25 protein-coding genes are annotated in these 22,467 nt (G+C 70.3%); 14 read left to right on the plus strand and 11 right to left on the minus strand.

The window, feature by feature from the left end:
- The first annotated feature begins 1 nt into the window (after position 1).
- From IE226_RS33645 to IE226_RS33655, 3 genes are all read left to right on the plus strand, one after another.
- Positions 2 to 685, plus strand: a complete 684-nt coding sequence (locus IE226_RS33645; RefSeq protein WP_190085233.1) for an ABC transporter ATP-binding protein — start codon at positions 2 to 4, stop codon at positions 683 to 685.
- Between the two features lie 119 nt (positions 686 to 804).
- Positions 805 to 4,149, plus strand: a complete 3,345-nt coding sequence (locus IE226_RS33650) for a S8 family peptidase (RefSeq protein ID WP_229871688.1) — start codon at positions 805 to 807, stop codon at positions 4,147 to 4,149.
- 297 nt (positions 4,150 to 4,446) lie between these two features.
- Positions 4,447 to 5,217: a group II truncated hemoglobin gene (locus IE226_RS33655; RefSeq protein ID WP_190085234.1), complete on the plus strand. Its 771-nt coding sequence runs from the start codon at positions 4,447 to 4,449 to the stop codon at positions 5,215 to 5,217.
- Between the two features lie 63 nt (positions 5,218 to 5,280).
- Here IE226_RS33655 and IE226_RS33660 read toward each other — a convergent pair whose 3' ends face one another.
- Positions 5,281 to 6,207 (minus strand): helix-turn-helix transcriptional regulator, encoded by a 927-nt coding sequence (locus tag IE226_RS33660; protein ID WP_190085235.1) that lies wholly within the window; start codon positions 6,205 to 6,207, stop codon positions 5,281 to 5,283.
- A gap of 118 nt (positions 6,208 to 6,325) precedes the next feature.
- Between IE226_RS33660 and IE226_RS33665 the strand changes: the two genes are divergently transcribed.
- The 3 genes from IE226_RS33665 to IE226_RS33675 all read left to right on the plus strand — a co-directional run bounded on the left by IE226_RS33665 (position 6,326) and on the right by IE226_RS33675 (position 8,278).
- Positions 6,326 to 7,411, plus strand: a complete 1,086-nt coding sequence (locus IE226_RS33665; RefSeq protein WP_190085236.1) for an NAD(P)-dependent alcohol dehydrogenase — start codon at positions 6,326 to 6,328, stop codon at positions 7,409 to 7,411.
- A 13-nt stretch (positions 7,412 to 7,424) separates the two neighbouring features.
- Positions 7,425 to 7,739 (plus strand): DUF1330 domain-containing protein, encoded by a 315-nt coding sequence (locus tag IE226_RS33670; RefSeq protein ID WP_190085289.1) that lies wholly within the window; start codon positions 7,425 to 7,427, stop codon positions 7,737 to 7,739.
- A 152-nt stretch (positions 7,740 to 7,891) separates the two neighbouring features.
- Positions 7,892 to 8,278 (plus strand): VOC family protein, encoded by a 387-nt coding sequence (locus IE226_RS33675; protein ID WP_190085237.1) that lies wholly within the window; start codon positions 7,892 to 7,894, stop codon positions 8,276 to 8,278.
- Here the strand turns inward: IE226_RS33675 and IE226_RS33680 are convergent.
- On the minus strand, positions 8,275 to 9,078 hold the full coding sequence (locus IE226_RS33680) for an alpha/beta fold hydrolase (RefSeq protein ID WP_190085238.1): 804 nt from the start codon (positions 9,076 to 9,078) through the stop codon (positions 8,275 to 8,277). The genes IE226_RS33675 and IE226_RS33680 overlap by 4 nt on opposite strands.
- Positions 9,079 to 9,120: 42 nt before the next feature.
- On the opposite strand from IE226_RS33680, the gene IE226_RS33685 reads away from it, so the two are divergent.
- A complete protein-coding gene (locus IE226_RS33685) occupies positions 9,121 to 10,023 on the plus strand; it encodes an aminoglycoside phosphotransferase family protein (protein ID WP_190085239.1) in 903 nt (300 codons plus the stop codon).
- An 89-nt stretch (positions 10,024 to 10,112) separates the two neighbouring features.
- Positions 10,113 to 10,559 carry a helix-turn-helix domain-containing protein gene (locus IE226_RS33690; RefSeq protein ID WP_229871689.1) on the plus strand — a complete coding sequence of 149 codons (447 nt, stop codon included), beginning with the start codon at positions 10,113 to 10,115 and terminating at the stop codon, positions 10,557 to 10,559.
- 4 nt (positions 10,560 to 10,563) lie between these two features.
- Here the strand turns inward: IE226_RS33690 and IE226_RS33695 are convergent, their stop codons facing one another.
- The 4 genes from IE226_RS33695 to IE226_RS33710 all read right to left on the minus strand — a co-directional run bounded on the left by IE226_RS33695 (position 10,564) and on the right by IE226_RS33710 (position 13,883).
- Complete coding sequence (locus tag IE226_RS33695) at positions 10,564 to 11,172, minus strand: ClpP family protease (protein ID WP_190085240.1); 609 nt, start codon at positions 11,170 to 11,172, stop codon at positions 10,564 to 10,566.
- A 4-nt stretch (positions 11,173 to 11,176) separates the two neighbouring features.
- Positions 11,177 to 11,818, minus strand: a complete 642-nt coding sequence (locus IE226_RS33700; RefSeq protein ID WP_190085241.1) for a ClpP family protease — start codon at positions 11,816 to 11,818, stop codon at positions 11,177 to 11,179.
- Positions 11,819 to 11,964: 146 nt separating this feature from the next.
- On the minus strand, positions 11,965 to 12,669 hold the full coding sequence (gene msrA / locus IE226_RS33705; protein ID WP_190085242.1) for a peptide-methionine (S)-S-oxide reductase MsrA: 705 nt from the start codon (positions 12,667 to 12,669) through the stop codon (positions 11,965 to 11,967).
- 95 nt (positions 12,670 to 12,764) lie between these two features.
- Positions 12,765 to 13,883, minus strand: a complete 1,119-nt coding sequence (locus IE226_RS33710; protein ID WP_190085243.1) for a hypothetical protein — start codon at positions 13,881 to 13,883, stop codon at positions 12,765 to 12,767.
- Between the two features lie 90 nt (positions 13,884 to 13,973).
- On the opposite strand from IE226_RS33710, the gene IE226_RS33715 reads away from it, so the two are divergent.
- On the plus strand, positions 13,974 to 15,128 hold the full coding sequence (locus tag IE226_RS33715; protein ID WP_190085244.1) for a cystathionine gamma-synthase: 1,155 nt from the start codon (positions 13,974 to 13,976) through the stop codon (positions 15,126 to 15,128).
- An 18-nt stretch (positions 15,129 to 15,146) separates the two neighbouring features.
- Here the strand turns inward: IE226_RS33715 and IE226_RS44300 are convergent, their stop codons facing one another.
- From IE226_RS44300 to IE226_RS33725, 3 genes are all read right to left on the minus strand, one after another.
- On the minus strand, positions 15,147 to 15,401 hold the full coding sequence (locus IE226_RS44300) for a hypothetical protein (protein WP_229871690.1): 255 nt from the start codon (positions 15,399 to 15,401) through the stop codon (positions 15,147 to 15,149).
- Positions 15,398 to 15,880 (minus strand): sigma factor-like helix-turn-helix DNA-binding protein, encoded by a 483-nt coding sequence (locus IE226_RS44305; RefSeq protein ID WP_229871691.1) that lies wholly within the window; start codon positions 15,878 to 15,880, stop codon positions 15,398 to 15,400. Before IE226_RS44305 ends, IE226_RS44300 begins: the two co-directional genes overlap by 4 nt.
- 133 nt (positions 15,881 to 16,013) lie before the next feature.
- Complete coding sequence (locus tag IE226_RS33725) at positions 16,014 to 16,517, minus strand: MarR family winged helix-turn-helix transcriptional regulator (protein ID WP_190085245.1); 504 nt, start codon at positions 16,515 to 16,517, stop codon at positions 16,014 to 16,016.
- A gap of 145 nt (positions 16,518 to 16,662) precedes the next feature.
- Here IE226_RS33725 and ilvA point away from each other — a divergent pair, with 145 nt between their 5' ends.
- The 3 genes from ilvA to IE226_RS33740 all read left to right on the plus strand — a co-directional run bounded on the left by ilvA (position 16,663) and on the right by IE226_RS33740 (position 19,981).
- Entirely contained in the window at positions 16,663 to 17,892 is a 1,230-nt protein-coding gene (gene ilvA, locus IE226_RS33730) for a threonine ammonia-lyase (protein WP_190085246.1), read from the plus strand.
- A 212-nt stretch (positions 17,893 to 18,104) separates the two neighbouring features.
- Entirely contained in the window at positions 18,105 to 19,118 is a 1,014-nt protein-coding gene (locus IE226_RS33735; protein ID WP_190085247.1) for an ATP-binding cassette domain-containing protein, read from the plus strand.
- Positions 19,115 to 19,981 (plus strand): ABC transporter permease, encoded by an 867-nt coding sequence (locus tag IE226_RS33740; RefSeq protein WP_190085248.1) that lies wholly within the window; start codon positions 19,115 to 19,117, stop codon positions 19,979 to 19,981. Before IE226_RS33735 ends, IE226_RS33740 begins: the two co-directional genes overlap by 4 nt.
- A gap of 112 nt (positions 19,982 to 20,093) precedes the next feature.
- Here IE226_RS33740 and greA read toward each other — a convergent pair whose 3' ends face one another.
- Both greA and IE226_RS33750 read right to left on the minus strand, forming a co-directional pair.
- A complete protein-coding gene (greA, locus tag IE226_RS33745) occupies positions 20,094 to 20,591 on the minus strand; it encodes a transcription elongation factor GreA (RefSeq protein ID WP_190085249.1) in 498 nt (165 codons plus the stop codon).
- 221 nt (positions 20,592 to 20,812) lie between these two features.
- Entirely contained in the window at positions 20,813 to 21,220 is a 408-nt protein-coding gene (locus IE226_RS33750) for a DUF4307 domain-containing protein (RefSeq protein ID WP_190085250.1), read from the minus strand.
- Positions 21,221 to 21,332: 112 nt separating this feature from the next.
- Here IE226_RS33750 and mca point away from each other — a divergent pair, with 112 nt between their 5' ends.
- A complete protein-coding gene (gene mca / locus IE226_RS33755; RefSeq protein ID WP_190085251.1) occupies positions 21,333 to 22,214 on the plus strand; it encodes a mycothiol conjugate amidase Mca in 882 nt (293 codons plus the stop codon).
- Between the two features lie 19 nt (positions 22,215 to 22,233).
- Positions 22,234 to 22,467: a hypothetical protein gene (locus tag IE226_RS33760; RefSeq protein WP_190085292.1), complete on the plus strand. Its 234-nt coding sequence runs from the start codon at positions 22,234 to 22,236 to the stop codon at positions 22,465 to 22,467.

Below are 22,467 nucleotides of genomic sequence, written 5' to 3' on the forward strand. Positions count from 1 at the left end.
CATGTATCAGCTCAAAGGCGTCACGAAGCAGTACCGCAGGGGCAAGGAGGCCGTCGACGCGCTCGCCGGAGTCGATTTGGTCATCGGCGACGGTGACCGGCTCGTCATCCAGGGCCCGACGGGCGGCGGCAAGTCCACTCTGCTGCAAATGCTGGGCGGGCTCGACAGGCCGACGTCCGGCACCGTCGAACTCGACGGCGTCGACCTGGCCTCGCTGCCCGAGGCGCGGCTGACCAAGGTGCGCGCCGAGTCCATCGGCTTCGTCTTCCAGTCCTTCAACCTGATCCCCACGCTCAGCGCCCGGGAGAACGTCGAGACGGCGCTCGTCCCCCTCGGCATGCGCGCCGCGGACCGCCGCGAACGCGCAGCCGAAGCCCTCGCCTCCGTGGGCCTCGGCGAACGCCGCAGCCATCTGCCCGCCGAGCTCTCCGGCGGCCAGCAGCAGCGCGTGGCCATCGCCCGCGCCCTGGTCAAGCGGCCCAAGGTGCTGCTCGCCGACGAGCCGACCGGCAACCTCGACGAGTCCATGCGCGACGAGATCATGGAACTGCTCGAAGGGCTCTGGAAGGAGCACGGCCTCACGTTCGTCATGGTCACGCACGACAGCGCCATCGCGCGCAAGGCCCCGCGCCTCGCGACGATCGAGCGCGGGCAGATCAAGGTCACCGAGCGGGCCGAACGGTAACCGAAGCATCAACTCGTCACTTCTGGCTCACTATTGAGCAGATGTTCGACTCTGGGCAATACTTCCTCGTCCAGGGGCGACAGCCCCTTTGACCTCCAGGGGGAGACTTGCGCCAGAAAGTGAAGAGAGCCTACGGGGCCACGATCGCCACAGCGGCGGCCGTGGCCCTCGCCGCGGGCATGACCAGCCCGGCGTCGGCGGCGAAGCAGACGCCGGACGCCCTTGCGGCGGCCGCGCAGTCGGCGGGCCTCAAGAGCGACGGACAGACCACGCACCGCATCACCCTCGTCACCGGCGACCGCGTCACCGCCGACGCCAAGGGCCGCGTCATCGGCTTCGAGCGGGCCGAGGGGCGGGAGCGGATACCCGTACAGACCAAGCGGGTCGGCGGCCACACGCTCGCGATACCGGCCGACGCGCAGCGCCTGATAGCCGCCGGCAAGCTCGACCAGCGTCTGTTCGACATCACCGAGTTGAGCAAGAAGGACAACCGCAAGGCCCAGAAGAAGGGCCTCAAGCTGATCGTCGGCTACCGGGGCGCGGCGGCCGGAGCCAGGGCCGATGTGCGCGCCGCGGGTGACACCACGGTCCGCAGGAGCCTGAAGTCCCTGAACGCCGACGCCATCACCACCCCGCGGCAGGACGCCGCCGACCTGTGGTCCGCGCTCGTCGCCGAGAAGGGCGGCGCCACCGCGTCCGGCGTCAGCCGCGTCTGGCTGGACGGCGTCCGCAAGGCCCGCCTCGACAAGAGCGTGCCGCAGATCGGCGCCGACAAGGCGTGGGCGGCCGGCCTCGACGGCAAGGGCGTCAAGATCGCCGTCCTGGACACCGGAGTCGACGCCACGCACGCCGACCTGAAGGACCAGGTCGTCGGCGCGAAGAACTTCACTACGGCCGCCGACGCCACGGACCACTACGGGCACGGCACGCACGTCGCCTCCATCACGGCGGGCACCGGCGCGAAGTCGGGCGGCAAGCTCAAGGGGGTCGCGCCCGGCGCCAAGCTCCTGAACGGCAAGGTCCTCGACGACAGCGGCTACGGCGATGACTCCGGCATCATCGCGGGCATGGACTGGGCGGCCGAACAGGGCGCCGACATCGTCAACCTCAGCCTCGGCGGCGGCGACACCCCCGGCATCGACCCGCTCGAAGCCCAGGTCAACAAGCTCTCCGCGGACAAGGGCATCCTCTTCGCGATCGCCGCGGGCAACGACGGAATGCCCGGCAGCGTCGGTTCGCCGGGCAGCGCGGACGCGGCCCTGACCGTCGGCGCGGTCGACGACAACGACGTACTGGCCGACTTCTCCAGCCAGGGCCCGCGCGTCGGAGACGGCGCCATCAAGCCCGACGTCACCGCCCCCGGCGTCGACATCACCGCGGCCGCGGCCGACGGCAGCGTCATCGACCAGGAGGTCGGACAGGAGCCCGAGGGCTATCTGACGATCTCCGGTACGTCGATGGCGACCCCGCACGTGGCGGGCGCCGCCGCGCTGCTCAAGCAGCAGCACCCCGACTGGAAGTACGCCGAGCTCAAGGGCGCGCTGACCGCGTCCACGAAGGGCGGCAAGTACACGCCGTTCCAGCAGGGTTCGGGCCGTATCGCCGTCGACAAGGCCGTCAAGCAGTCCGTCGTCGCCGAGCCGGTGTCGCTCTCCTTCTCCCCGCAGGCGTGGCCGCACACCGACGACAAGCCGGTCACGAAGAAGGTGACGTACAAGAACCTCGGCAAGGAGGACGTCACCCTCGACCTCGCGGTCACGGGCACGAACCCCAAGGGCGCCGCGGCTCCCGCGGGCTTCTTCAAGCTCGGCGCGAAGACCGTGAAGGTCCCCGCGGGGGGCACCGCGGCGGTCGACCTGACCACCGACACGAAGCTCGGCGGCACGGTCGACGGCATGTACTCCGCGTATGTCGTGGCGACCGGTGGCGGCCAGTCCGTGCGCACCGCCGCCGCGGTCGAGCGCGAGGTCGAGTCGTACGAGCTGACGCTGAAGCACATCGGGCGCGACGGACAGGCCCCGAAGTACTACGACACCGACCTGGAGGGCATCTCGGGGCTCGCCACCGAGAAGTCCTTCAACCCGTTCGACGCCTCCGGCACCGTCAAGCTCCGCGTCCCCAAGGGCGGTTACCTGCTGAACACCGGCATGTACGCCGACCCGCGCGACTTCACCAAGGGCGCCGACTGGATCTCCCAGCCGAAGCTGAGCATCACCAAGGACACGACGGTGACGCTGGACGCCCGTACGACCAAGCCGGTCGAGATCACCGTGCCGTCGGCGGACGCCGAGCCGTACTTCGGCTCCCCGGACTGGACGGTCGACACGGACCGCGGCAGCTACTCCTTCGGCTGGTGGCTCGACGGTGGCTACACCAACTTCCGGTCCGCGCATCTGGGCCCGCAGGTCACCGACGGTTCGCTGTACCAGCAGTGGTACGGCCACTGGCTCAAGGGTGACGACGCCGAGTACGACACCGTGGCCGGCGGCAAGGTCAAGCAGCTCGCGACCGGTTACACCAAGCACTACAAGGCGTCCGACCTCGCCACGGTGAAGGTCGACATGGGGGCCGCGGCCAAGGGCAAGAAGGGCACGATCAGCGCCCTGGGCCGCCTGCCCGGCAGCTCCAGCGCGGCCTCGCTCAGCATCCCGCAGGCGATACCGAGCACCCGGACGCTGTACCTGTCCACGGCCGACAAGGTGACGTGGGGCATGAACTTCGAGCAGCAGACCGGGGTCGACGAGGAAGGCTGGCCGATCGTCGACGCGGTCTACACGCTGGGCGCCGCGCAGAAGTTCACCGGGGGCAAGAGCTACGCGAAGACGTTCAACACGGCCGTCTTCGGCCCGCGCGTCGGCGGCGACTACGGCGTCTTCCGCCAGGGCAACGAGATCACCGGGCAGCTGCCGCTGTTCGCCGACGGCAAGACGCACGCCGGCTCCTCGCTCTTCTCGTCGGTGAAGACGACCCTCCACAAGGGCGCCACCAAGATCGGCGAGAACGACGACCCGCTGCTCGGCGGCGCTTCGTTCAAGGTCCCGTCGGCCGAAGCCGAGTACAAGCTGACGACGTCGGTGAAGCGCAGCGTCAAGGTGGCGGCAGCCTCCACGCGCATCGACGCGAGCTGGACGTTCCGTTCCAAGAAGGCCGACAGCGCCAAGCTGCCGGTCTCCACGGCGCGGTTCGCCGCGGCGACCGACCTGAGCAGCAAGGCCAAGGCCGGCGAGACCCAGTCCGTGCCGGTCACGGTGCAGGGCGCGGCGGCGGGCTCGAACCTCAAGTCCCTGACCACGTACGTGTCCTACGACTACGGCCAGACCTGGAAGAAGGTCACCGTCAGCGGCGGCAAGATCAAGGTCAAGAACCCGGCCGCGGGCAAGGGCATCTCCTTCCACGCCAAGATCACGGACAAGAAGGGGAACAAGTCGACGCTGTCGATCTACAACGCGTACTACGGCAAGTAGCCCGACCGGACGCGTAGGCGAGCAGCGCCCCGAAGAGGCGCGGGGAACCGCGCGACCAGCCACGACGCGCCCGCAGGACTACGGAAGTCTCGCTTGACCGTCTCCTGCGGGCGCAGCCCCCGCGGCGCCGAAGGGACTGTCGATCACGTATCGACGGCACCCGTCGGCGCCGCGCCTCGCCATGTAGGTACGCGTACAGCGAACTGGGTTGCGCTCGCGCGGAGTTGTCGGCGAGGGTGCCGGCACCCCCACGGCAGGGAACTCGGCACCATCCGCCGCAGAGGAAGCCGACGTCACATGACCGCCCACACCGTCGAGTACATCCGCTACCGCATACCCTCCGAGCGCTCCGCGGAGTTCCTCTCCGCGTACACCCGGGCCGCCGTCCCGCTCGCCGCGGCCCCGCAGTGCGTCGACTTCGAACTCGCGCGCTGCGAAGAGGACTTCGAGCACTTCATCCTGCGCATCACCTGGACGTCCACCAAGGACCACCTGGAGGGCTTCCGGGGCTCGGAGCACTTCCGGGAGTTCTTCGCGGAGATCCGTCCGTACGTCGAGAACATCGAGGAGATGCGCCACTACACGCCCACCGCCGTCCGCGGCACGGGCGCCTCGACGCCGACCCTCTACACCTGGGCGGGCGGCGGGGAGAAGTTCGAGCGCCTGACGGAGATCTTCTACGAGAAGGCGCTCAAGGACGGCCTCCTCGCCCCGCTCTTCGCGGACCTGCCCGCGGAGCACGCCCTGCACGTCGCCCAGTGGCTCGGCGAGGTCCTCGGCGGCCCGGCCGCGTACTCGCAGGAGCACGGCGGTCACCCCCACATGGTCGGCAAGCACCTCGGCAAGGGCATCACCGAGCCGCAGCGCCGGCGCTGGGTCAACCTCATGCAGGACGCGGCGGACGACGCGGGCCTGCCCACGGACGCCGAGTTCCGCTCCGCCTTCCTCGCCTACATCGAGTGGGGCACCCGGCTCGCGGTCTACTTCTCGGGGCCGGACGCCGCCCGCCCCGCCGACCAGCCGGTGCCGCTGTGGAACTGGGGCGCGGCGCCGCCGTACCAGCCGTGACGCGTGGATACGGCGGGTGCCGTGGGTGCGGCGGGTGTCCGGAGGGCGGGCCGTTGCCGGGGGCTACTTCTCCTTGCCCGCCGCTCCGGCGCGCGCCGCGTCCGCGCCCCAGCTCGCCAGGAGCCGCAGGGCGTCGGCCGACGCCGAGTCCGGCTCCGCGTGGTACGTCACCAGTGACTGATCGTGATCGTCGGGCAGCCGCAGCGTTTCGAACGACAGGGTCATGTCGCCCACCAGGGAGTGGCGCATGCGCTTGACGCCGTGACCCTTCTCCCGCACGTCGTGCGTGGCCCACAGGTTCCGGAATTCCTCGCTCTTCACGGAGAGCTCGCCGACCAGGGCGGAGAGCCGCGGATCGTTCGGAAAACAGCCCGCCTCCATCCGCAGGAAGCTCACCATGTCCGACGCCTTCTGGTCCCAGTCCCGGAACAGGGCGCGCGACTCGGGGTGCAGGAAACAGATCCGCGCCCAGTTGCGCTCCTCGGGCGGCAGCGCGCCCCAGTCGCCGAAGAGCGCGGCGGCCATGCGGTTCCAGCCGAGGATGTCCGAACGCCGGCCGACCACATAGGCGGGCACACCGTCCATCGCGTCCATCAGCTGGAGCAGCGCCGGGCGCACGTGCTGCGGGCGGGCCGCACGCTTCTTCTTGTGCAGCTTGGGCTTGGCCAGGTGCGTCAGATGCGCGTGCTCTGCATCCGTCAGGCGCAGGGCGCGGGCGATCGCGTCGAGGACCTCGCCCGAGACGTTGCGGCCGTTGCCCTGCTCAAGACGGGTGTAGTACGCCACGGAGACCCCCGCGAGCTGCGCCAGCTCCTCGCGGCGCAGCCCCGGCACCCGCCGGTGGCGCCCGAAATTCGGCAGCCCGACGTCCTCCGGCTGCAACCGGGCCCTGCGGGTGCGCAGGAACTCGCTGAGCTCGGCGCGGCCGTCGAGGGCGGGCTCGGACCCCGGCACGGGGGCGGGGGAGTGCGCTGGCTGGTCGGCGTCCATACATTCCAGTATCCGGGGTCGTACGCACACGAGCCTGTCCCCGTCAGTAGTAGGACCACTGGACGTAGGCAGAGCTGTGACCTGGGTAGATGCCACCGAGGCTGGCACGGTTGACTGCATGACCGCACAGACCAGCACCCCCGCAAGCACCGGCACCGCAAGCACCACCACCGTTTCCGCGTACGCCGCGCCGTCCGCCAAGGCCCCCCTGGAGCGGACCACCATCCCGCGCCGCCCGGTGGGCGAGACCGACGTACTGATCGACATCAAGTACGCCGGAATCTGTCACTCGGACATCCACCAGGCGCGCGACGGCTGGGGCGAGGGCATCTTCCCGATGGTGCCGGGCCACGAGATCGCCGGTGTCGTCACCGAGGTCGGCTCCGCCGTCACCAAGTTCGCCGTCGGCGACCGCGTCGGCGTCGGCTGCATGGTCGACTCCTGCCGCGAGTGCGAGAACTGCAAGGCGGGCCTGGAGCAGTACTGCGACCAGGGCAACGTCCAGACGTACAACGCCCTCGGCAAGGACGGCGAGCCGACCTACGGCGGCTACTCCACGCACGTCGTCGTGGACGAGGCCTTCACCGTCCGCATCCCCGACGCCCTCTCCCTGGACGTCGCCGCGCCGCTCCTGTGCGCGGGCATCACCACGTACTCCCCGCTCCACCGCTGGCAGGCGGGCCCCGGCAAGAAGGTCGCCGTCGTCGGCCTCGGCGGTCTCGGCCACATGGCCGTCAAGATCGCGCACGCCATGGGCGCGGAGGTCACCGTGCTCTCCCAGTCCCTGCGCAAGAAGGACGACGGCCTGCGGCTCGGCGCCGAGCACTACTACGCGACCAGCGACGACGCCACCTTCGAGCAGCTGGCCGGCTCCTTCGACCTGATCCTCTCGACGGTCTCCGCACCGCTGCCCCTGGACAAGTACCTGGGCCTGCTGCGTCCGGAAGGCGCCTTCGTGAACGTCGGCGCCCCCGAGGAGCCCGTCTCGCTGAACCTCTTCTCCGTGATCGGCGGCGGCAAGACCCTCGCCGGCTCCATGATCGGCGGCATCCGGGAGACCCAGGAAATGCTGGACTTCTGCGCCGAGCACGGCCTGGGCTCGGAGATCGAGCTGATCAGCGCCGACCAGATCAACGAGGCGTACGAGCGCGTCCTCGCCAGCGACGTGCGCTACCGCTTCGTGATCGACGCGGCGACCATCTGAGGCACGGGTCCGCCTGCGCCCCTTCGCCGAGCCCGGCGAGGACGTCTTCACCTACATCGAGCGGTTCCAGTCGACGCTGGACCCGTTCGGCGGCCGCTTTCTGGTCCACGGCGGCCAGTTGGACGAGGTCGAAGGCTCCTGGCCGGGCTACGCGGTCGTGATCGTTTTCCCGGACCGCGCCACCGCCCACGCCTGGTACGAGTCCGACGCCTACCAGGAACTCGTGCCGCTGCGCACCCGCACCATCGAGGGCGAAGTGATCATCGTCGACGGCGTCGCGGACGACTACGACCCGGCGGGCATGACGGCCCGGATGCGCGCCGCGTGACGCGGGGGTGGCCGGAACTCGACTCGGCCCGTGGCCCTAGGCCGCATTGCGCAGCAGGTGGGGGGCCGTGTGACCGATGCGGGGCAGGCGGGCCGTGCCTAGTCTGAGGGGCGTCATTACGGGTACTACGACGCACCGGAAGAGGTCGCACGATGACCGTCGAGCTCAATCACACCATCGTCGCCGCGAAGGACCAGAAGGCCTCCGCACAGTTCCTCGCCGACATCCTGGGTCTTGAGGTGAGCCCCCAGTACGGCCCGTTCACCCCCGTCGAGATCCCCAACGGCGTCACCCTCGACTACGTGGCGGCCGGCGACGGCCCGATCACCCCCCAGCACTACGCCTTCCTGGTCTCCGAGGACGACTTCGACGACATCTTCGGCCGCATCAAGGACGCGGGGCTCACCTACTGGGCCGACCCGCACCACCGCACCGTCAACGAGATCAACACCAACGACGGCGGCCGGGGCGTGTACTGGGACGACCCGAACGGCCACAGCCTGGAAATCCTCACCAGGCCGTACGGCAGCGGCAGTTAAGCCCTCTCCTCCTTCAGGAAGCCGAGCACGAGCGGCGTCGCGACGTCCGCGAACTCCTCGAAGTACGCGTGCCGCGCACCGGGGATCAGCCGCATCCGGGCTCCCGGGACGCGCTCCGCGAGCAGGGGCGCGTTGGCGGTCGGATTGAACACGTCGTCGGTGCCGTGCACGACCAGCGTGGGCGCGGTGATGCGGGCCAGCGCGTCCCAGGCGTCGTGCCGGGCGCTCGCGCGCAGGTGGCGGCGGCGCGCGTGCGGGGGCATGGCCGGATCGCCGAGGGTGTGGAAGACGGGCCTGGCGGCGGCGCGCTCCCGCTCGGCGATCCAGCCCGGCGTGTACATCAGCTCCAGCAGGGCACGCCGCGCCGCCGCCGCGTCGGGCTGGCTGAGGGCGCCGCGCACCTCGGGCCCGCGCTCGACGCCGTGCGGCGCGCCCGGCGACGTACAACCCAGCACGAGCCGGTCGACACGCTCCGGGTGATCGGCGGCGACCCACTGGGCGACACGCCCGCCCATCGACGTGCCGTACACGTGCGCGCGGTCGATCCCCGCGTGATCGAGCACGGCGACGACGTCGCGGGCGAAACCGGGCGTGCTGTAGCTGTCCGTGTCGGGGTGCCCGCTCTCGCCGGTGCCGCGCCAGTCGAGCACGACGGTCCGATACGAGGCGGCGAAATCGTCCCGCACCGGGTCCCACCAGCGGCGACTGTTGGACTGCCCGCTGAGCAGGACGAGGGGGCGGCCGGAGCCGTGGACTTCGTAGTGCAGGGCGGTGCCGTCGGCGGCTTCAGCGAGGGGCATGGGTGAACGGTAACCACATGCCGTCATCGCTAGGGTGCCGGGATGATCGAGACCCCCGAGGACTTCGCCGCGAGCACCGTCCGGCGGGAGGGGGAGCCCGGCCGCGCATGGCTGGCCTCCCTGCCGGAACTCGCCGACGAACTGCTCGACCGCTGGGACTGCGTGCCGTCCGCGCCGGTCACGCACGGACAGGTCGGCGTCATCATTCCCGTCCTGCGCGGGTACGACCGGACGCCCGCCGTACTGAAGATCTCCTTCCCGCACCCCGGCAACGTCCACGAGCCGGACGCCTTCACCGTATGGGCCGGGCAGGGGGCGGTCCGCCTGCACGAACGGGACGATCCGCGGTTCGCGATGCTCCTGGAACAGGCCGGGCCCGGCTCGCTCGCCGATGAGCAGGACGCCGACGCGGCACTGACGGCCGCGGGCCTGCTCGCCCGGCGGCTCGCCGTACCGGCGCCCGCGGAACTGCCCCGGATCAGCGCGCGGTGCGAGGAGTGGGAGCGCGAACTCAGGGACGACGACAAGGAACTGGGCTCGCCGCTGGACTCCCGAGTGCTCGACGCCGCGATCGCCACCCTGCGGGAACTGGGGCCCGACCAACCGGACACCCTCATCCACGGCGACCTGCACGTGGGCAACGTCCTGCGGGGCGAGCGCGAACCGTGGCTCGCCATCGACCCCAAGGGCTACGCGGGCGACCCGGCGTACGACGCGATCACGCTGCTCCACCACCGCTTCGAGGAACTGCTCGCCGCCCCCGACGCGAAAGCGGCCGTCCTGCGCCGCCTCGCCGTCTTCTCGGACGCCGCCGGGGTCGACCGGGAGCGGGCCCGCAGGTGGACGCAGGCGCGTGCGGTGACGATGGCGTACTGGGGACGGCTGCACGGTGATCCGCAGTGGCGGGTCCTGGCGGCGGACGGCCTGGCGGAGGCGCTGGTGTAGGGGACCCGCTCAGGGCCGCGCTCAGGGATTTCGCCGGGGGCGGAACGCTGATCCCTTCCGGTGGGCCGGGCGGCTCATACCCTGGGAAGGTGAGCAGCCACGAGCGGAACCTTGAGGGAAATCCCGAGCCTGCGCAGCCCGGGCGGGAGGCGCGAGTCATCCCGCTGCGCCCGCGCTCGCGCCAGGCGGACACGGCCCCCGCGCACCCCGCGCTTCCTGTGCGCACAACTCCCGCTTCCCCGACGGGCAAAGAGCCCCTGTGGCGGGACGTCGTCGGTGATGTCCTGCGCCGCGAGCGCCTTGCCCAGGAGCGGACGCTGAAGGATGTCGCGGACGCGGCCCGCATCTCGATGCCGTACCTCTCCGAGGTGGAGCGCGGCCGCAAGGAGGCCTCGTCCGAGGTCCTCGCGGCCGGCGCCCGTGCGCTCGGCCTCAGCCTGGCGGACCTTCTCTCCCTGGCCCAGGGCGAGTTGACCCGCCACGCACAGGCGGCACGGCCGCGTCCGCGGCAGGGAGACATCCGCCTCGCCGCTTGAGGGTTCAGGCCGCCGCGGCGAGCATCCGCCGGCTGAGCACCTCGTCCGCGAGCCCGTACGCCACCGCGTCCTGCGCGGTGAACACCTTGTCGCGGTCCATGTCCGCGCGCAGTGTGGCGACATCGTGCCCCGAATGCCGGGAAAGGACGTCCTCCACCTGCGAGCGGATCCGCACCATCTCCTTGGCCTGCAGGGCGAGATCGGAGACCGTGCCCTGCCGTCCGCCGCTCGCGGGCTGCCCGAGCAGCACCCGGGAGTGTTCGAGCACGAAGCGCCGCCCGGGGTCGCCCCCGGCGAGCAGCACGGCGGCGGTGGAGGCGGCCTGCCCCACACAGAACGTGGAGATGGGGGCGCTGATGAAGCTCATGGTGTCGTAGATGGCCATGAGCGAAGTGAAGGAGCCGCCGGGGGAGTTGATGTAGATGGCGACTTCACGGTCGGGCTGGGACGACTCCAGGTGCAGGAGTTGCGCGATGACGACGTTGGCGACCCCGTCGTCGATCTCGGTCCCGAGGAAGATGATCCGCTCCGAGAGCAGCCGGCTGTAGACGTCGTAGGAACGCTCGCCCTGCGGGGTGCGCTCGACGACGGTGGGAATCGTGTACTGGCTCATGTCGTCAGACCCCCAGTCCCATCCGCGGCTTGGTCGCGGCGGGCCGCACGTCCGCGAGCGAATCGAGCACCCGGTCGACCATCCCGTACTCCTTGGCCTGTTCGGCGGTGAACCACCGGTCGCGGTCGCCGTCCCGCGAGATGGTCTCCTCCGACTGTCCGGTGTGCCGGGCGGTGAGCCGCTCGACGGTCTTCTTCGTGAACTCCAGGTTCTCGGCCTGGATCGCGATGTCGGCGGTGGTGCCGCCGATGCCGGCCGAGGGCTGGTGCATCATGATCCGCGCGTTGGGCAGGGCGTAGCGCTTGCCCGCGGTCCCGACGGTCAGCAGGAACTGCCCCATGCTCGCGGCGAACCCCATGGCCAGGGTCGACACGTCGTTCGGAATGAGCCGCATGGTGTCGTAGATGGCGAGCCCGGCGGTGACGGAGCCGCCGGGGCTGTTGATGTACAGACTGATGTCGGTGCGCGGGTCTTCGGCGGAGAGCAGCAGCATCTGCGCGCAGACCCGGTTCGCGGACACCTCGTCGACCTGGGTCCCCAGGAAGACGATCCGCTGGGTCAGCAGCTGCGCGGCCAGGTGATCGTCGAACCGCGTCGAGGGCGTCTCGCCCTCGGAGGCTCGTGGGGCGCTGACGATGGGTGGCATCGATCGTCCTCCAGACGGTGGGAGCGGCACGCCTGCCGGCCGCTGTCCCACCACCTTCGAACGCCCGCCCCCACCGCGTCAGCGATCTCGGCCCGCAGCAGATCTGCCGACGGCAGAGCGCCGGCGGCAGAGGGGGCTTGGCTCGGTCAGCCCTCGGAGGGCGCCGGAGCGATCCCCGTCGGGCAGGCCCGGCCCCAGTTCGTCTCCGAGGGGCTGTCCAACTGGAGGCCCGTGCCGCCGATGCCGCAGTAGCCGTCGGGGTTCTTGTCCAAGTACTGCTGGTGATATCCCTCCGCCGGCCAGAACGGGCGGGGGGCCGCCGGGAGGATCGTCGTGGTGATCGTGCCGTGGCCCGCGGCGTTCAGGACCTGCTGGTACGCGTCCAGGGAGGCCACCGCTCCCGCTTCCTGCTCGGGGGAGTGGGTGTAGATCGCCGAGCGGTACTGGGTGCCCACGTCGTTGCCCTGGCGGAAGCCCTGGGTGGGGTTGTGGGACTCCCAGAAGAGCTTCAGGAGCGCGGCGTACGAGACGCGGGTCGGGTCGAAGACCACGCGGACGACCTCCGCGTGACCGGTCAGGCCCGAGCAGACCTCCTCGTACGAGGGGTTCTCCGTGTACCCGCCCTGGTAACCGACGTACGTCGTCCAGACGCCCTCCGTCTGCCAGAACTTGCGCTCCGCGCCCCAGAAGCAGCCGAGCCCGAAGTCCGCGATCTCCAGGCCGTCGGGGTACGGGCCGAGGAGCGGGTTGCCGAGGACCGTGTGGCGGGCGGGGACCTCGAATTCGGGGGTCGCGCGGCCCTTGAGGGCCTGCTCGGGGGTGGGGAGCTCGGGCGTGCGGCCGAAGAGCATGGGGCTGTCCTCCTGGGACGCTCTGGTGGGGCGGGATTGCGGCTTCTACGTCAACGTGTGCGGGGTGAGCCGCATTCCTCGGCCGGGCGGCCCCCTCAGTGCGACAGCGTCGCCGGGCTGCCGCCGTTCGCCTCGTACCCCGCGACGGCGAGTGCGCGGTACACCGCGTAGTCCGCGGCCGGGTCGGGGGAGATCGTCCAGGGCAGGGCGCCGACGTGGCCGTCGACGTGCACCAGCTGGTGCATGGCCTCCGACCAGCGCTCGCAGCGGACCAGGAAGAAGACCAGGAGGTGCCGCACGTGCGCCAGCATCGGGTCGTCCGGGCGGGCCGAGTGCACGGCGTACAGCGCGCCCTCCACCGCCTTGGAGACGACCTCGCTCTCGTAGAAACCGCGGACCAGATTGACCTCGGGCAGGTGCTCGTACACCGCGAAGAGCGGGAGTGCGGCGAGCAGGGAGCCCTTGGGTGCGCGGGCCGCCGCGGCCTCCGCGAAGCTCTGCGCCAGATCGCGCGAGCCGTGCCACTTCTCGCACCAGTAGTGCAGGGCCGCCAGGTGGGCCCCCATGTGCGCGGGCGCGCGGTCCAGGATCTTCAGCCACAGCTGCTCGAACTCCTCGCGGGGGTACGCGAGGCCGCGGGCGATCGAGAGCTCGATGATGTACGGGACGGGGTCGCCGGGGGAGAGGAGCGCCGCCTGCGCGCAGGCCTCCTTCGCCTCCTCCAGGATGATCCGGAACTCGTCCGTCCCCGACGTCGACGACCGCCAGGCCTGCTGGACCAGGAACTCCGCGTGCACCGCCGCGCCGCCCGCGTCCTTGGGCGCCTCGGCCCGCCACACGCGCAGCCACTGCCCGCCGGGCTGGTCGCTGACCCCGCCGGGCCGCTGCCGCAACTCCAGGGAAGCCGCGCCCGCGAACGCCTGCACGCGCTGCCAGCGCACCTCCCCGTGGATCTCCGTGCCCGCGAGCAGTTGCGAGGCCGCTTTCCAGCTCTGCGACTGCTGGACCACGTCCAGGACGTCAAGGAGGTCGTGGTCAGGGCCCGGCATGCGGATGTCGAGCTCTTCCTGCCGTGCGAAGCCGTAGTCCGCGGGGTCCGCGGCGTCCGGTGAACCGGGGGCGACCTGACGGATTCCGCCGCGCCTGCGCAGCAGGACAGGGCCGAGAACCGCCCCGATCATGATCGCCGCCATCAGCACCCAGAGAATTTCCATGAGTACAAGCGAACCAGACTGCTCTGACACTTGGCGAACCAGTCTCGAACTCGTCTGCCCTCTCGCCGTCCCGGACTAGGCTCTGGCCGCATGAGTGAGACGTTCAGCAGCCAGAGTTTCGAGACCGTCGCCATCCACGCGGGCAACACCGCCGACCCGCTCACCGGCGCGGTCGTCCCGCCGATCTATCAGGTGTCGACGTACAAGCAGGACGGCGTCGGAGGGCTGCGCGGCGGCTATGAGTACAGCCGCAGCGCCAACCCCACCCGCACCGCCCTCGAAGAGAACCTGGCCGCCCTGGAGGGCGGCAGGCGCGGGCTCGCCTTCGCGTCGGGACTCGCCGCCGAGGACTGCCTGCTGCGTACGCTGCTCGGCCCCGGTGACCACGTGGTCATCCCCGATGACGCGTACGGCGGCACGTTCCGGCTCTTCGCCAAGGTCGTGTCGCGGTGGGGCGTCGAGTGGTCGGTGGCCGACACCTCCGACCCGGCGGCGGTACGGGCCGCGGTGACCGACCGTACGAAGGCGATCTGGGTGGAGACCCCGTCCAATCCGCTGCTCGGCATCACCGACATCGCCGCCGTCGCCCAGGTCGCCAAGGAGGCGGGGGTCCGCCTCGTCGTCGACAACACCTTCGCGAGTCCCTACCTCCAGCAGCCCCTCGCGCTCGGCGCGGACGTCGTCGTGCACTCGCTGACGAAGTACATGGGCGGGCACTCGGACGTGGTGGGCGGCGCGCTGGTCGTCAGTGACCCCGCTCTCGGCGAGGAGCTCGCGTTCCACCAGAACGCGATGGGCGCGGTGGCCGGGCCCTTCGACGCGTGGCTTGTCCTGCGCGGCATCAAGACGCTGGCGGTGCGGATGGACCGGCACAGCGAGAACGCGACGAAGATCGCCGAGATGCTGAGCCGGCACGCGCGCGTGACGCGTGTTCTCTACCCCGGTCTTCCGGAGCACCCCGGTCACGAGACCGCCGCCAAGCAGATGAAGGCGTTCGGCGGCATGGTGTCCTTCCAGGTCGAGGGCGGCGAGGAGGCGGCGGTCGCCGTCTGCGACCGCGCCAAGCTGTTCACCCTGGGCGAGTCGCTCGGCGGCGTGGAGTCCCTGATCGAGCACCCCGGCCGGATGACGCACGCGTCCGTGGTGGGCTCCGCCCTCGAGGTGCCCGCGGACCTGGTGCGGCTCTCGGTGGGCATCGAGAACGCGGACGACCTGCTGGCCGACCTGCAACAGGCGCTGGGCTAGAAGCGCTTCGGCGGCGCCCTACCAGTTCGTCAGCGGTGGAGTCGTCTCCGAAGGCGGCTCCACCCAGGGCTGGGCGATCGACGCCCAGACGACGAAGGCGACCGCGGCGGCGAGCAGCAGCAGCCACAGGAGCCTGCGCAGGGCCCTCCTGCGGCGCAGCATGCGGCCGCCGCGGCGGACCGCGTTCTCGTAGAGCTCGGCCGGGACCGCGGGGGGCGTGCCGTCGTCAAGGAGGCGGCGGACCGCGTCCTCCTTGCGGTCGAACTGGTTCATGACGGGGCCGCCTCCTCCACGGGCCGGGGCGGCGCGGGGCCGCGCGGTGGATGCAGGACGGTCTCCATCGCGCGGACGCAGATCGTCCCCACCCGCTCGGCGGGCAGGCCGAGCAGCGCGGCAGCCTGCTCCTCGGCGACGCCCTCGTACAGCCGCAGTACGAGAATCAGCCGCTCCTGGGGCGTGAGGCGGGCCAGGACGCCGCCGTGGCCGCGGTGCCTGCGCCAGGCGCCGCGGGCGAACCGGACGGCCAGCTGCTGGCGGGTGCGGTCGTACGGATCCTCGCCGCGCATCCGGTCCCAGGACGCGTACGAGTGCGCGAGGGAGGCGGTCAGCAGGGCACGCGCGCGTGGATTGGCGTCCGGTGGTTCGGCGGTGAGCAGCGTCGCGGCATGCAGCAGCCTGCCTGCCGCGCCCGCGACGAACGCCTCGAACTCCCGGGCCCGGCGGGCGTTCAGGAACGCCTGCCGCTCGCGCACCGCGCCTCCCGCCTGGAGGGGTCCGGCCCCCGGTCTCATATGAGGCCAGGCACCTGGCCGGGGTCAAGAGGCGGGAGGAGCCGGAGCAGGGAGCGGGAGCGAACGGCCGGAGCGGGGAGCCGGGGAGCGGGGCTCAGGAAGCGGGGGTGTCCGGGGGCGTCTGCGAGGTCTGCCGGGCGGAGAGCGCGGAATTGAAGCGCGTGAGGAGCGTGCAGAAGCTCTCGCGCTCCTGCGGGGACCAGTCGTCGGTCAGTTCGGCCATGAGGTCACGCCGTGAGGAGCGCACTTCGTTGAGACGCGCCTCACCGCGCGGCGACAGCTGCAGCACCACGGCGCGGCCGTCCTCGGGGTGCGAGGTGCGTTTGACGAGGCCCGTGTCGACCAGGGGGGCGACCTGCCGGGTGACCGTCGACGAGTCGATGCCCATGCTCGCCGCGAGCGCCTTGACGCCCATCGGCCCCTCCTTGTCGAGGCGGTTGAGCAGCAGATATGCGGCGCGGTCCATGGAGTTGCGGACCTGTCCGACGCCGCCGAGGCGTGTCTGCTCCGCACGGCGGGCGAACACGGCCACTTGGTGCTGCAGCGTGTCGAGGAGGCCGGGATCGCTGGCGGTCGTCATGTCCGGAGTTGTGGGCATGGCCGGGGGCTCACTTCATGCGAGGGCGATGGGTTGGGGGACAGGGTACGCGGCCGGGACGCGAGGCGTACCGGCGCTGCGCAAACCAGTCTCGGCACGTGGTCATCACAGGAGGACCCCGGTGTGAACTGGGAGACTGGCTGTCATGAGCTACCGCACGCCTCACTCCTTGCCGACGGTCACCCTCGACGACGTGCGCGGTGCCCAGAAGATGCTCTCGGGTGTGTCCAGGGTGACGGCGATGGAGGGCAGCAGGCACCTGTCGCAGCTGGTGGGCTCGCCGGTCCACTTCAAGTGCGAGAACCTCCAGCGGACGGGCTCCTTCAAGCTGCGCGGCGCGTACGTACGGATCGCGGGCCTGTACCCCGAGGAGCGCGCGGCCGGGGTGGTGGCCGCCAGTGCCGGAAATCACGCGCAGGGTGTGGCCCTCGCGTCCTCGCTGCTCGGTGTGCGCTCCACGGTCTTCATGCCGGTGGGCGCGCCGCTGCCCAAGGTCGCGGCGACCAGGGAGTACGGCGCCGAGGTGCGGATGCACGGGCAGGTGGTCGACGAGACGCTGGCCGCCGCGCAGGAGTACGCGCAAGAGACGGGCGCCGTCTTCATCCACCCCTTCGACCACCCCGACATCATCGCGGGGCAGGGCACGGTGGGCCTGGAGATCCTGGAGCAGTGCCCCGAGCTGCGCACCCTGGTCATCGGTGTCGGCGGCGGCGGGCTCGCCGCGGGCATCGCGGTGGCGGTCAAGACGCTGCGCCCGGACGTGAAGCTGATCGGCGTGCAGGCCGCGGGTGCCGCCGCGTACCCGCCCTCGCTCGCCGCGGGGCACCCGGTGTCGATCGAGAACCCGGCGACGATGGCCGACGGCATCAAGGTCGGGCGCCCCGGCGACGTGCCGTTCCGCATCGTCGACGAACTGCTCGACGACGTCGTGACCGTCTCCGAGGACGAGCTGTCCAGCGCGCTGCTGCTCTGCCTGGAGCGGGCCAAGATGGTCGTCGAGCCGGCGGGCGCGAGCCCCGTGGCGGCGCTTCTGAGCAGGCCGCGGGAGTTCGAGGGGCCGGTGGTCGCGCTCCTGTCGGGCGGCAATGTCGACCCGCTCCTGATGCAGCGCATCCTGCGGCACGGCATGGCGGCCGGTGGCCGCTATCTGTCGCTGCGCCTGCGTCTGACGGACCGGCCGGGGGCGCTGGCCACGCTCCTCGCGGCGTTGTCAGTGGTCGACGCCAACGTCCTGGACGTGAGCCACGTGCGGACCGATCCGCGTCTTGGACTCACGGAGGCGGAGGTGGAGTTGCACCTGGAGACCAAGGGCCCCGCGCACTGCGTCGAGGTAGGCGCGGCTCTGCGCGAGGCGGGCTACACCGTCATCGGCTGACGGTCGGCGCCGCGGGCAGCCGCGGCGAAATTCCCGTACGCGCAAGGCCGTTACCCACTATTTTGCGTTGTCCACAGGCTCCGCCCAACCCGTTGTGAAGACGCGATGTATCGCGTTATGGTGTGTCTCACGTCACTGGTCGCCGGGCGCGTGATACCCGGCAAATCTAAGATTTTTCCTAGGAACTCACCCAAACCACTGGGAGAACCCACATGCCAGGCGCCATCTACGCCGAAGGCCTCGTGAAGACCTTCGGCGACGTAAAGGCTCTGGACGGCGTCGACCTCGATGTACCGGAAGGCACCGTGCTCGGCCTCCTCGGGCCGAACGGCGCGGGCAAGACCACCGCGGTGCGTTGTCTGACGACGCTTCTGACACCGGACCGCGGCCGGGCGGTCGTCGCGGGCATCGACGTACTGAAGCACCCGAACGAAGTGCGGCGCTCGATCGGCCTCTCGGGCCAGTTCGCCGCCGTCGACGAGTACTTGACGGGCCGCGAGAACCTCCAGATGGTCGGCCAGCTCTACCAGATGAAGGCCAAGGAGGCGAAGGCCAGGGCGGGCGAACTGCTCGACCGGTTCAACCTCGCCGACGCCGCGGACCGCCCCTCCAAGACGTATTCGGGAGGCATGCGCCGCCGCCTCGACCTCGCCGCCGCGCTCGTCGTGTCGCCTCCGGTGATGTTCATGGACGAGCCGACGACGGGCCTCGATCCGCGCAACCGGCAGCAGCTCTGGGAGGTCATCCAGGAGCTTGTCTCCGGCGGCACGACCCTGCTGCTCACCACGCAGTATCTGGAAGAGGCCGACCACCTCGCGCACGACATCTGCGTCGTGGACCACGGCCGCGTCATCGCGCGCGGCACCTCCGACCAGCTCAAGGCGCAGACCGGCGGCGAACGCGTCGAGGTCGTGGTGCACGAGCGCGAGGACATCGCCCCGGCCGAGGAGATCCTGCGCGGCCTCGGCAAGGGCGAGGTCGCCGTCGAGGCCCACACCCGCAAGCTCACGGTCCCGGTCTCCGGCGGCGCCAAGCTGCTCGCCGAGGTCATCCGCGAGCTGGACACCCGCGGCGTCGAGATCGACGACATCGGGCTGCGCCGCCCGACCCTGGACGACGTGTTCATCTCACTGACCGGCCATGTGGCGGAGGCACCGTCGAACGGCGAGAACGGCGGGAACGGCGCGAGTGGCGCGGACGCCGAGGCCAAGGAGGACGCGAAGTGAGCGCCGTATCCGACACCCGACAGCTCCTGGCGCCCCGCCCCAAGGGCGGCATCGTCCAGTCGGCCAGGGACTCGCTGGTCGTGGCCCGCAGGAACCTCATCCGCATGACCAGGATCCCCGAGATGATCCTCTTCGGGGTCATCCAGCCGGTGATGTTCGTGGTCCTGTTCACGTACGTCTTCGGCGGTTCCATCAACATCCCCGGCGCACCCCCCGGCAGCGCGAGCGCGTACAAGGAATTCCTGATGGCGGGCATCTTCGCGCAGACCGTCACGTTCGCCACGGCAGGCGCCGGCGCGGGCATCGCCGACGACATGCACAAGGGCCTGATCGACCGCTTCCGGTCGCTGCCGATGGCGCGCGGCGCCGTCCTGACCGGCCGTACCCTCGCGGACCTGGTGCAGACGGCCGTGACCCTGGCCGTGCTCGCGGTGGTGGCCCTGCTCGTCGGCTGGCGCACCCACGAGAACATCGGCAAGGTCCTCGCGGGCTTCGGCCTGCTCCTCCTCCTCGGGTACGCGTTCACCTGGATCGGCGCCCTGATCGGCCTGTCCGTGCGGACCCCGGAGGCGGCGACCTCGGGCGGACTGATCTGGCTGTTTCCGCTGACGTTCATCTCGAACGCCTTCGTGCCGGTCGACGGCATGCCGAGGTTCTTGCAGTACGTCGCCGAGTGGAACCCGTTCAGTGCCACGGTGGCGGCGGCCAGGGACCTGTTCGGCAACACGATCGAGGGCGTTCCGAAGTCCGTCACCGGAGCCTGGCCGATGGAGCACCCCGTCTGGGCCTCGCTGATCTGGTCCGTCCTCATCATCCTGGCGTTCCGCACGCTCGCGGTCCGCAAGTACCGCCGCGCGGACTAGCCGACCGGCACCGGACGCGCGCAGGGCCCCCGGACACGGGCAAGACCCCGGACACGCGAAAGGCCCCCGCACATCACGTGCGGGGGCCTTCCGTGCGTCGCTGTCGCGGGCCTCAGGCCTGGTAGGGCTTCGCCTGAAGGATCTTCACCGAGGCGAGCTTGCCGTTCGGCAGTTCGTACTGCGCGTCCTCGCCGATCTTCTTGCCGTTCACACCGCTGCCCAGCGGCGACTGGGGCGAATACGTCTCGATATCGGCGCTCGCGTACTCGCGGGAGGCGAGCAGGAACGTCAGGGTGTCGTCCTCGTCGCCGTCGAAAGCGATCGTCACGACCATGCCGGGCGCGACCACGCCGTCCGCCGGCGGCGCCTCACCGACCTTGGCATGCTCCAGGAGCTGGGTCAGCTGGCGGACGCGGAGCTCCTGCTTGCCCTGCTCCTCCTTGGCCGCGTGGTACCCGCCGTTCTCGCGCAGGTCGCCCTCCTCACGTGCCGCCGCGATCTTCGTAGCGATCTCGGTGCGCGCGGGACCAGACAGGTACTCCAGCTCGGCCTTGAGCTGGTTGTACGCCTCCTGGGTCAGCCAGGTGACGTTCTCGCTGGTCTGGGTCACAGGTGCTCCTCGTAGGTACTGGGAATACAAAGCATCGCCCTACCCAGAAGGATGTTCCCTAACGGGTGGGCGAAACCACGAGCCTAACAATTCAGGCGCGTGAGGGGGAGGACATAAGCCATCAGAAATACGTCGACGCAGGTGAGCGGTGGTACGCCGGGGGCGTCGGGCAACCGGCGTGACGCGAGGGGAGAGCCCGCGTCGGTCCGCGTCACTCCGCGTCAGTCGGAGTGGCAGCCGAGGAGCTCGGCGGTCGTCCCGCGGGACTTCGTGCGCAGCGTGACGACCTTGTCGATCCGTCCCTCGTGCTGGTCGAAACGGAAGTCCGCGCGGCCCACCTCTTCGCCGTCCTCGGCCTGCGAACGCAGGGTGCAGTACCCCTTCGCGTCCGCGTCCTTGCGCACTTCGAGGTGCACCTCGACCGCGCTGTCCGAGACGACGTCGGACTTGATCACTTCGCCGCTGACCTTGGTGCCCGAGACGTAGTCGTACCCGAACCAGCCGATCATCAGGAGGAAGAGCACACCGAGGATTCCGCCGGTGATCTTCAGCTTCCGGTCCGCACGTTCGTCGGCCGTCCGCGACTGGCCGTAACGGCCGTCGGGGGCCTTCTCGCTCACGGCCGTCATGATCGTCCTCCAGGAAAAGGGATGCCGGAATTTTCCGCCCCCCGGTTCCGTCACTATAGAAGCCGCCCATTGCGCCATATTGACCGGGCGCCCAATGACTGAGGATCGAGTCTTGACTGAGCAGCTGCGACTGATGGCCGTGCACGCCCACCCCGACGACGAGTCGTCGAAGGGCGCGGCCACCATGGCCAAGTACGTGTCCGAGGGGGTGGACGTGCACGTCGTGACCTGCACGGGCGGGGAGCGCGGCGACATCCTCAACCCCAAGCTCCAGGGTGACAAGTACATCGAGGAGAACATCCACGAGGTGCGCAGGAAGGAGATGGACGAGGCGCGCGAGATCCTCGGCGTCAAGCAGGACTGGCTCGGTTTCGTCGACTCGGGTCTTCCCGAGGGCGACCCGCTGCCGCCGCTGCCCGAGGGCTGCTTCGCCCTCCAGGACGTCGACAAGGCCGCCGGTGAGCTGGTCCGGCAGATCCGCTCCTTCCGTCCGCAGGTCATCACGACGTACGACGAGAACGGCGGCTATCCGCACCCCGACCACATCATGACCCACAAGATCTCGATGGTGGCCTTCGACGGAGCGGCGGACGCGGAGAAGTACCCCGAGAGCGAGTTCGGGCCCATCTACCGCCCGCTGAAGCTCTACTACAACCAGGGTTTCAACCGGCCGCGCACCGAGGCACTGCACCAGGCGATGCTCGACAAGGGCATGGAGTCGCCCTACGGGGACTGGCTCAAGCGCTGGGACGAGTTCGAGCGGGTCGAGCGGACGCTGACCACGCACATCCCCTGCGCGGACTTCTTCGAGATCCGGGACAAGGCGCTGATCGCGCACGCCACGCAGATCGACCCCGACGGCGGCTGGTTCCGGGTGCCGATGGAGCTCCAGAAGGAGGTCTGGCCCACGGAGGAGTACGAGCTCGCGAAGTCGCTCGTCGATACATCCCTCCCCGAGGACGACCTCTTTGCGGGCATCCGCGACAATGCCTAGCGTGAACGTACATCTGGCAATGACGCATCTCGTCCCTCTCGCCAAAGAGGTCGACGATGACAAGGTGACCCCGGGTGTTCTCGGGTTCATCGTCTTCGCGGTGATGGCTGTCGCCGTCTGGGGGCTGATGAAGTCGATGAACAAGCACATGCGGAAGGTCGACTTCAAGGAACCCGCGGACTCCTCCGCCGCTGCTCCCGCCGGTGCCTCCGGCGAGGGCGAGACCTCCGTGGCCGAGCCCCGCAAGAACTAG

Source organism: Streptomyces longisporoflavus (assembly GCF_014649775.1).
GTDB classification, from domain to species: Bacteria; Actinomycetota; Actinomycetes; order Streptomycetales; family Streptomycetaceae; genus Streptomyces; species Streptomyces longisporoflavus.

What these genes read in the sequence shown, in the direction of transcription:
- IE226_RS33645 (WP_190085233.1), top strand. Translation starts at nt 2, where the DNA reads ATGTATCAGCTCAAAGGCGTCACGAAGCAGTACCGCAGGGGCAAGGAG.
- IE226_RS33655 (WP_190085234.1), top strand. Translation starts at nt 4,447, where the DNA reads ATGACCGCCCACACCGTCGAGTACATCCGCTACCGCATACCCTCCGAG.
- IE226_RS33660 (WP_190085235.1), bottom strand. Translation starts at nt 6,207, where the DNA reads ATGGACGCCGACCAGCCAGCGCACTCCCCCGCCCCCGTGCCGGGGTCC.
- IE226_RS33665 (WP_190085236.1), top strand. Translation starts at nt 6,326, where the DNA reads ATGACCGCACAGACCAGCACCCCCGCAAGCACCGGCACCGCAAGCACC.
- IE226_RS33675 (WP_190085237.1), top strand. Translation starts at nt 7,892, where the DNA reads ATGACCGTCGAGCTCAATCACACCATCGTCGCCGCGAAGGACCAGAAG.
- IE226_RS33680 (WP_190085238.1), bottom strand. Translation starts at nt 9,078, where the DNA reads ATGCCCCTCGCTGAAGCCGCCGACGGCACCGCCCTGCACTACGAAGTC.
- IE226_RS33685 (WP_190085239.1), top strand. Translation starts at nt 9,121, where the DNA reads ATGATCGAGACCCCCGAGGACTTCGCCGCGAGCACCGTCCGGCGGGAG.
- IE226_RS33695 (WP_190085240.1), bottom strand. Translation starts at nt 11,172, where the DNA reads ATGAGCCAGTACACGATTCCCACCGTCGTCGAGCGCACCCCGCAGGGC.
- IE226_RS33700 (WP_190085241.1), bottom strand. Translation starts at nt 11,818, where the DNA reads ATGCCACCCATCGTCAGCGCCCCACGAGCCTCCGAGGGCGAGACGCCC.
- msrA (WP_190085242.1), bottom strand. Translation starts at nt 12,669, where the DNA reads ATGCTCTTCGGCCGCACGCCCGAGCTCCCCACCCCCGAGCAGGCCCTC.
- IE226_RS33710 (WP_190085243.1), bottom strand. Translation starts at nt 13,883, where the DNA reads ATGGAAATTCTCTGGGTGCTGATGGCGGCGATCATGATCGGGGCGGTT.
- IE226_RS33715 (WP_190085244.1), top strand. Translation starts at nt 13,974, where the DNA reads ATGAGTGAGACGTTCAGCAGCCAGAGTTTCGAGACCGTCGCCATCCAC.
- IE226_RS44300 (WP_229871690.1), bottom strand. Translation starts at nt 15,401, where the DNA reads ATGAACCAGTTCGACCGCAAGGAGGACGCGGTCCGCCGCCTCCTTGAC.
- IE226_RS33725 (WP_190085245.1), bottom strand. Translation starts at nt 16,517, where the DNA reads ATGCCCACAACTCCGGACATGACGACCGCCAGCGATCCCGGCCTCCTC.
- ilvA (WP_190085246.1), top strand. Translation starts at nt 16,663, where the DNA reads ATGAGCTACCGCACGCCTCACTCCTTGCCGACGGTCACCCTCGACGAC.
- IE226_RS33735 (WP_190085247.1), top strand. Translation starts at nt 18,105, where the DNA reads ATGCCAGGCGCCATCTACGCCGAAGGCCTCGTGAAGACCTTCGGCGAC.
- IE226_RS33750 (WP_190085250.1), bottom strand. Translation starts at nt 21,220, where the DNA reads ATGACGGCCGTGAGCGAGAAGGCCCCCGACGGCCGTTACGGCCAGTCG.
- IE226_RS33760 (WP_190085292.1), top strand. Translation starts at nt 22,234, where the DNA reads ATGACGCATCTCGTCCCTCTCGCCAAAGAGGTCGACGATGACAAGGTG.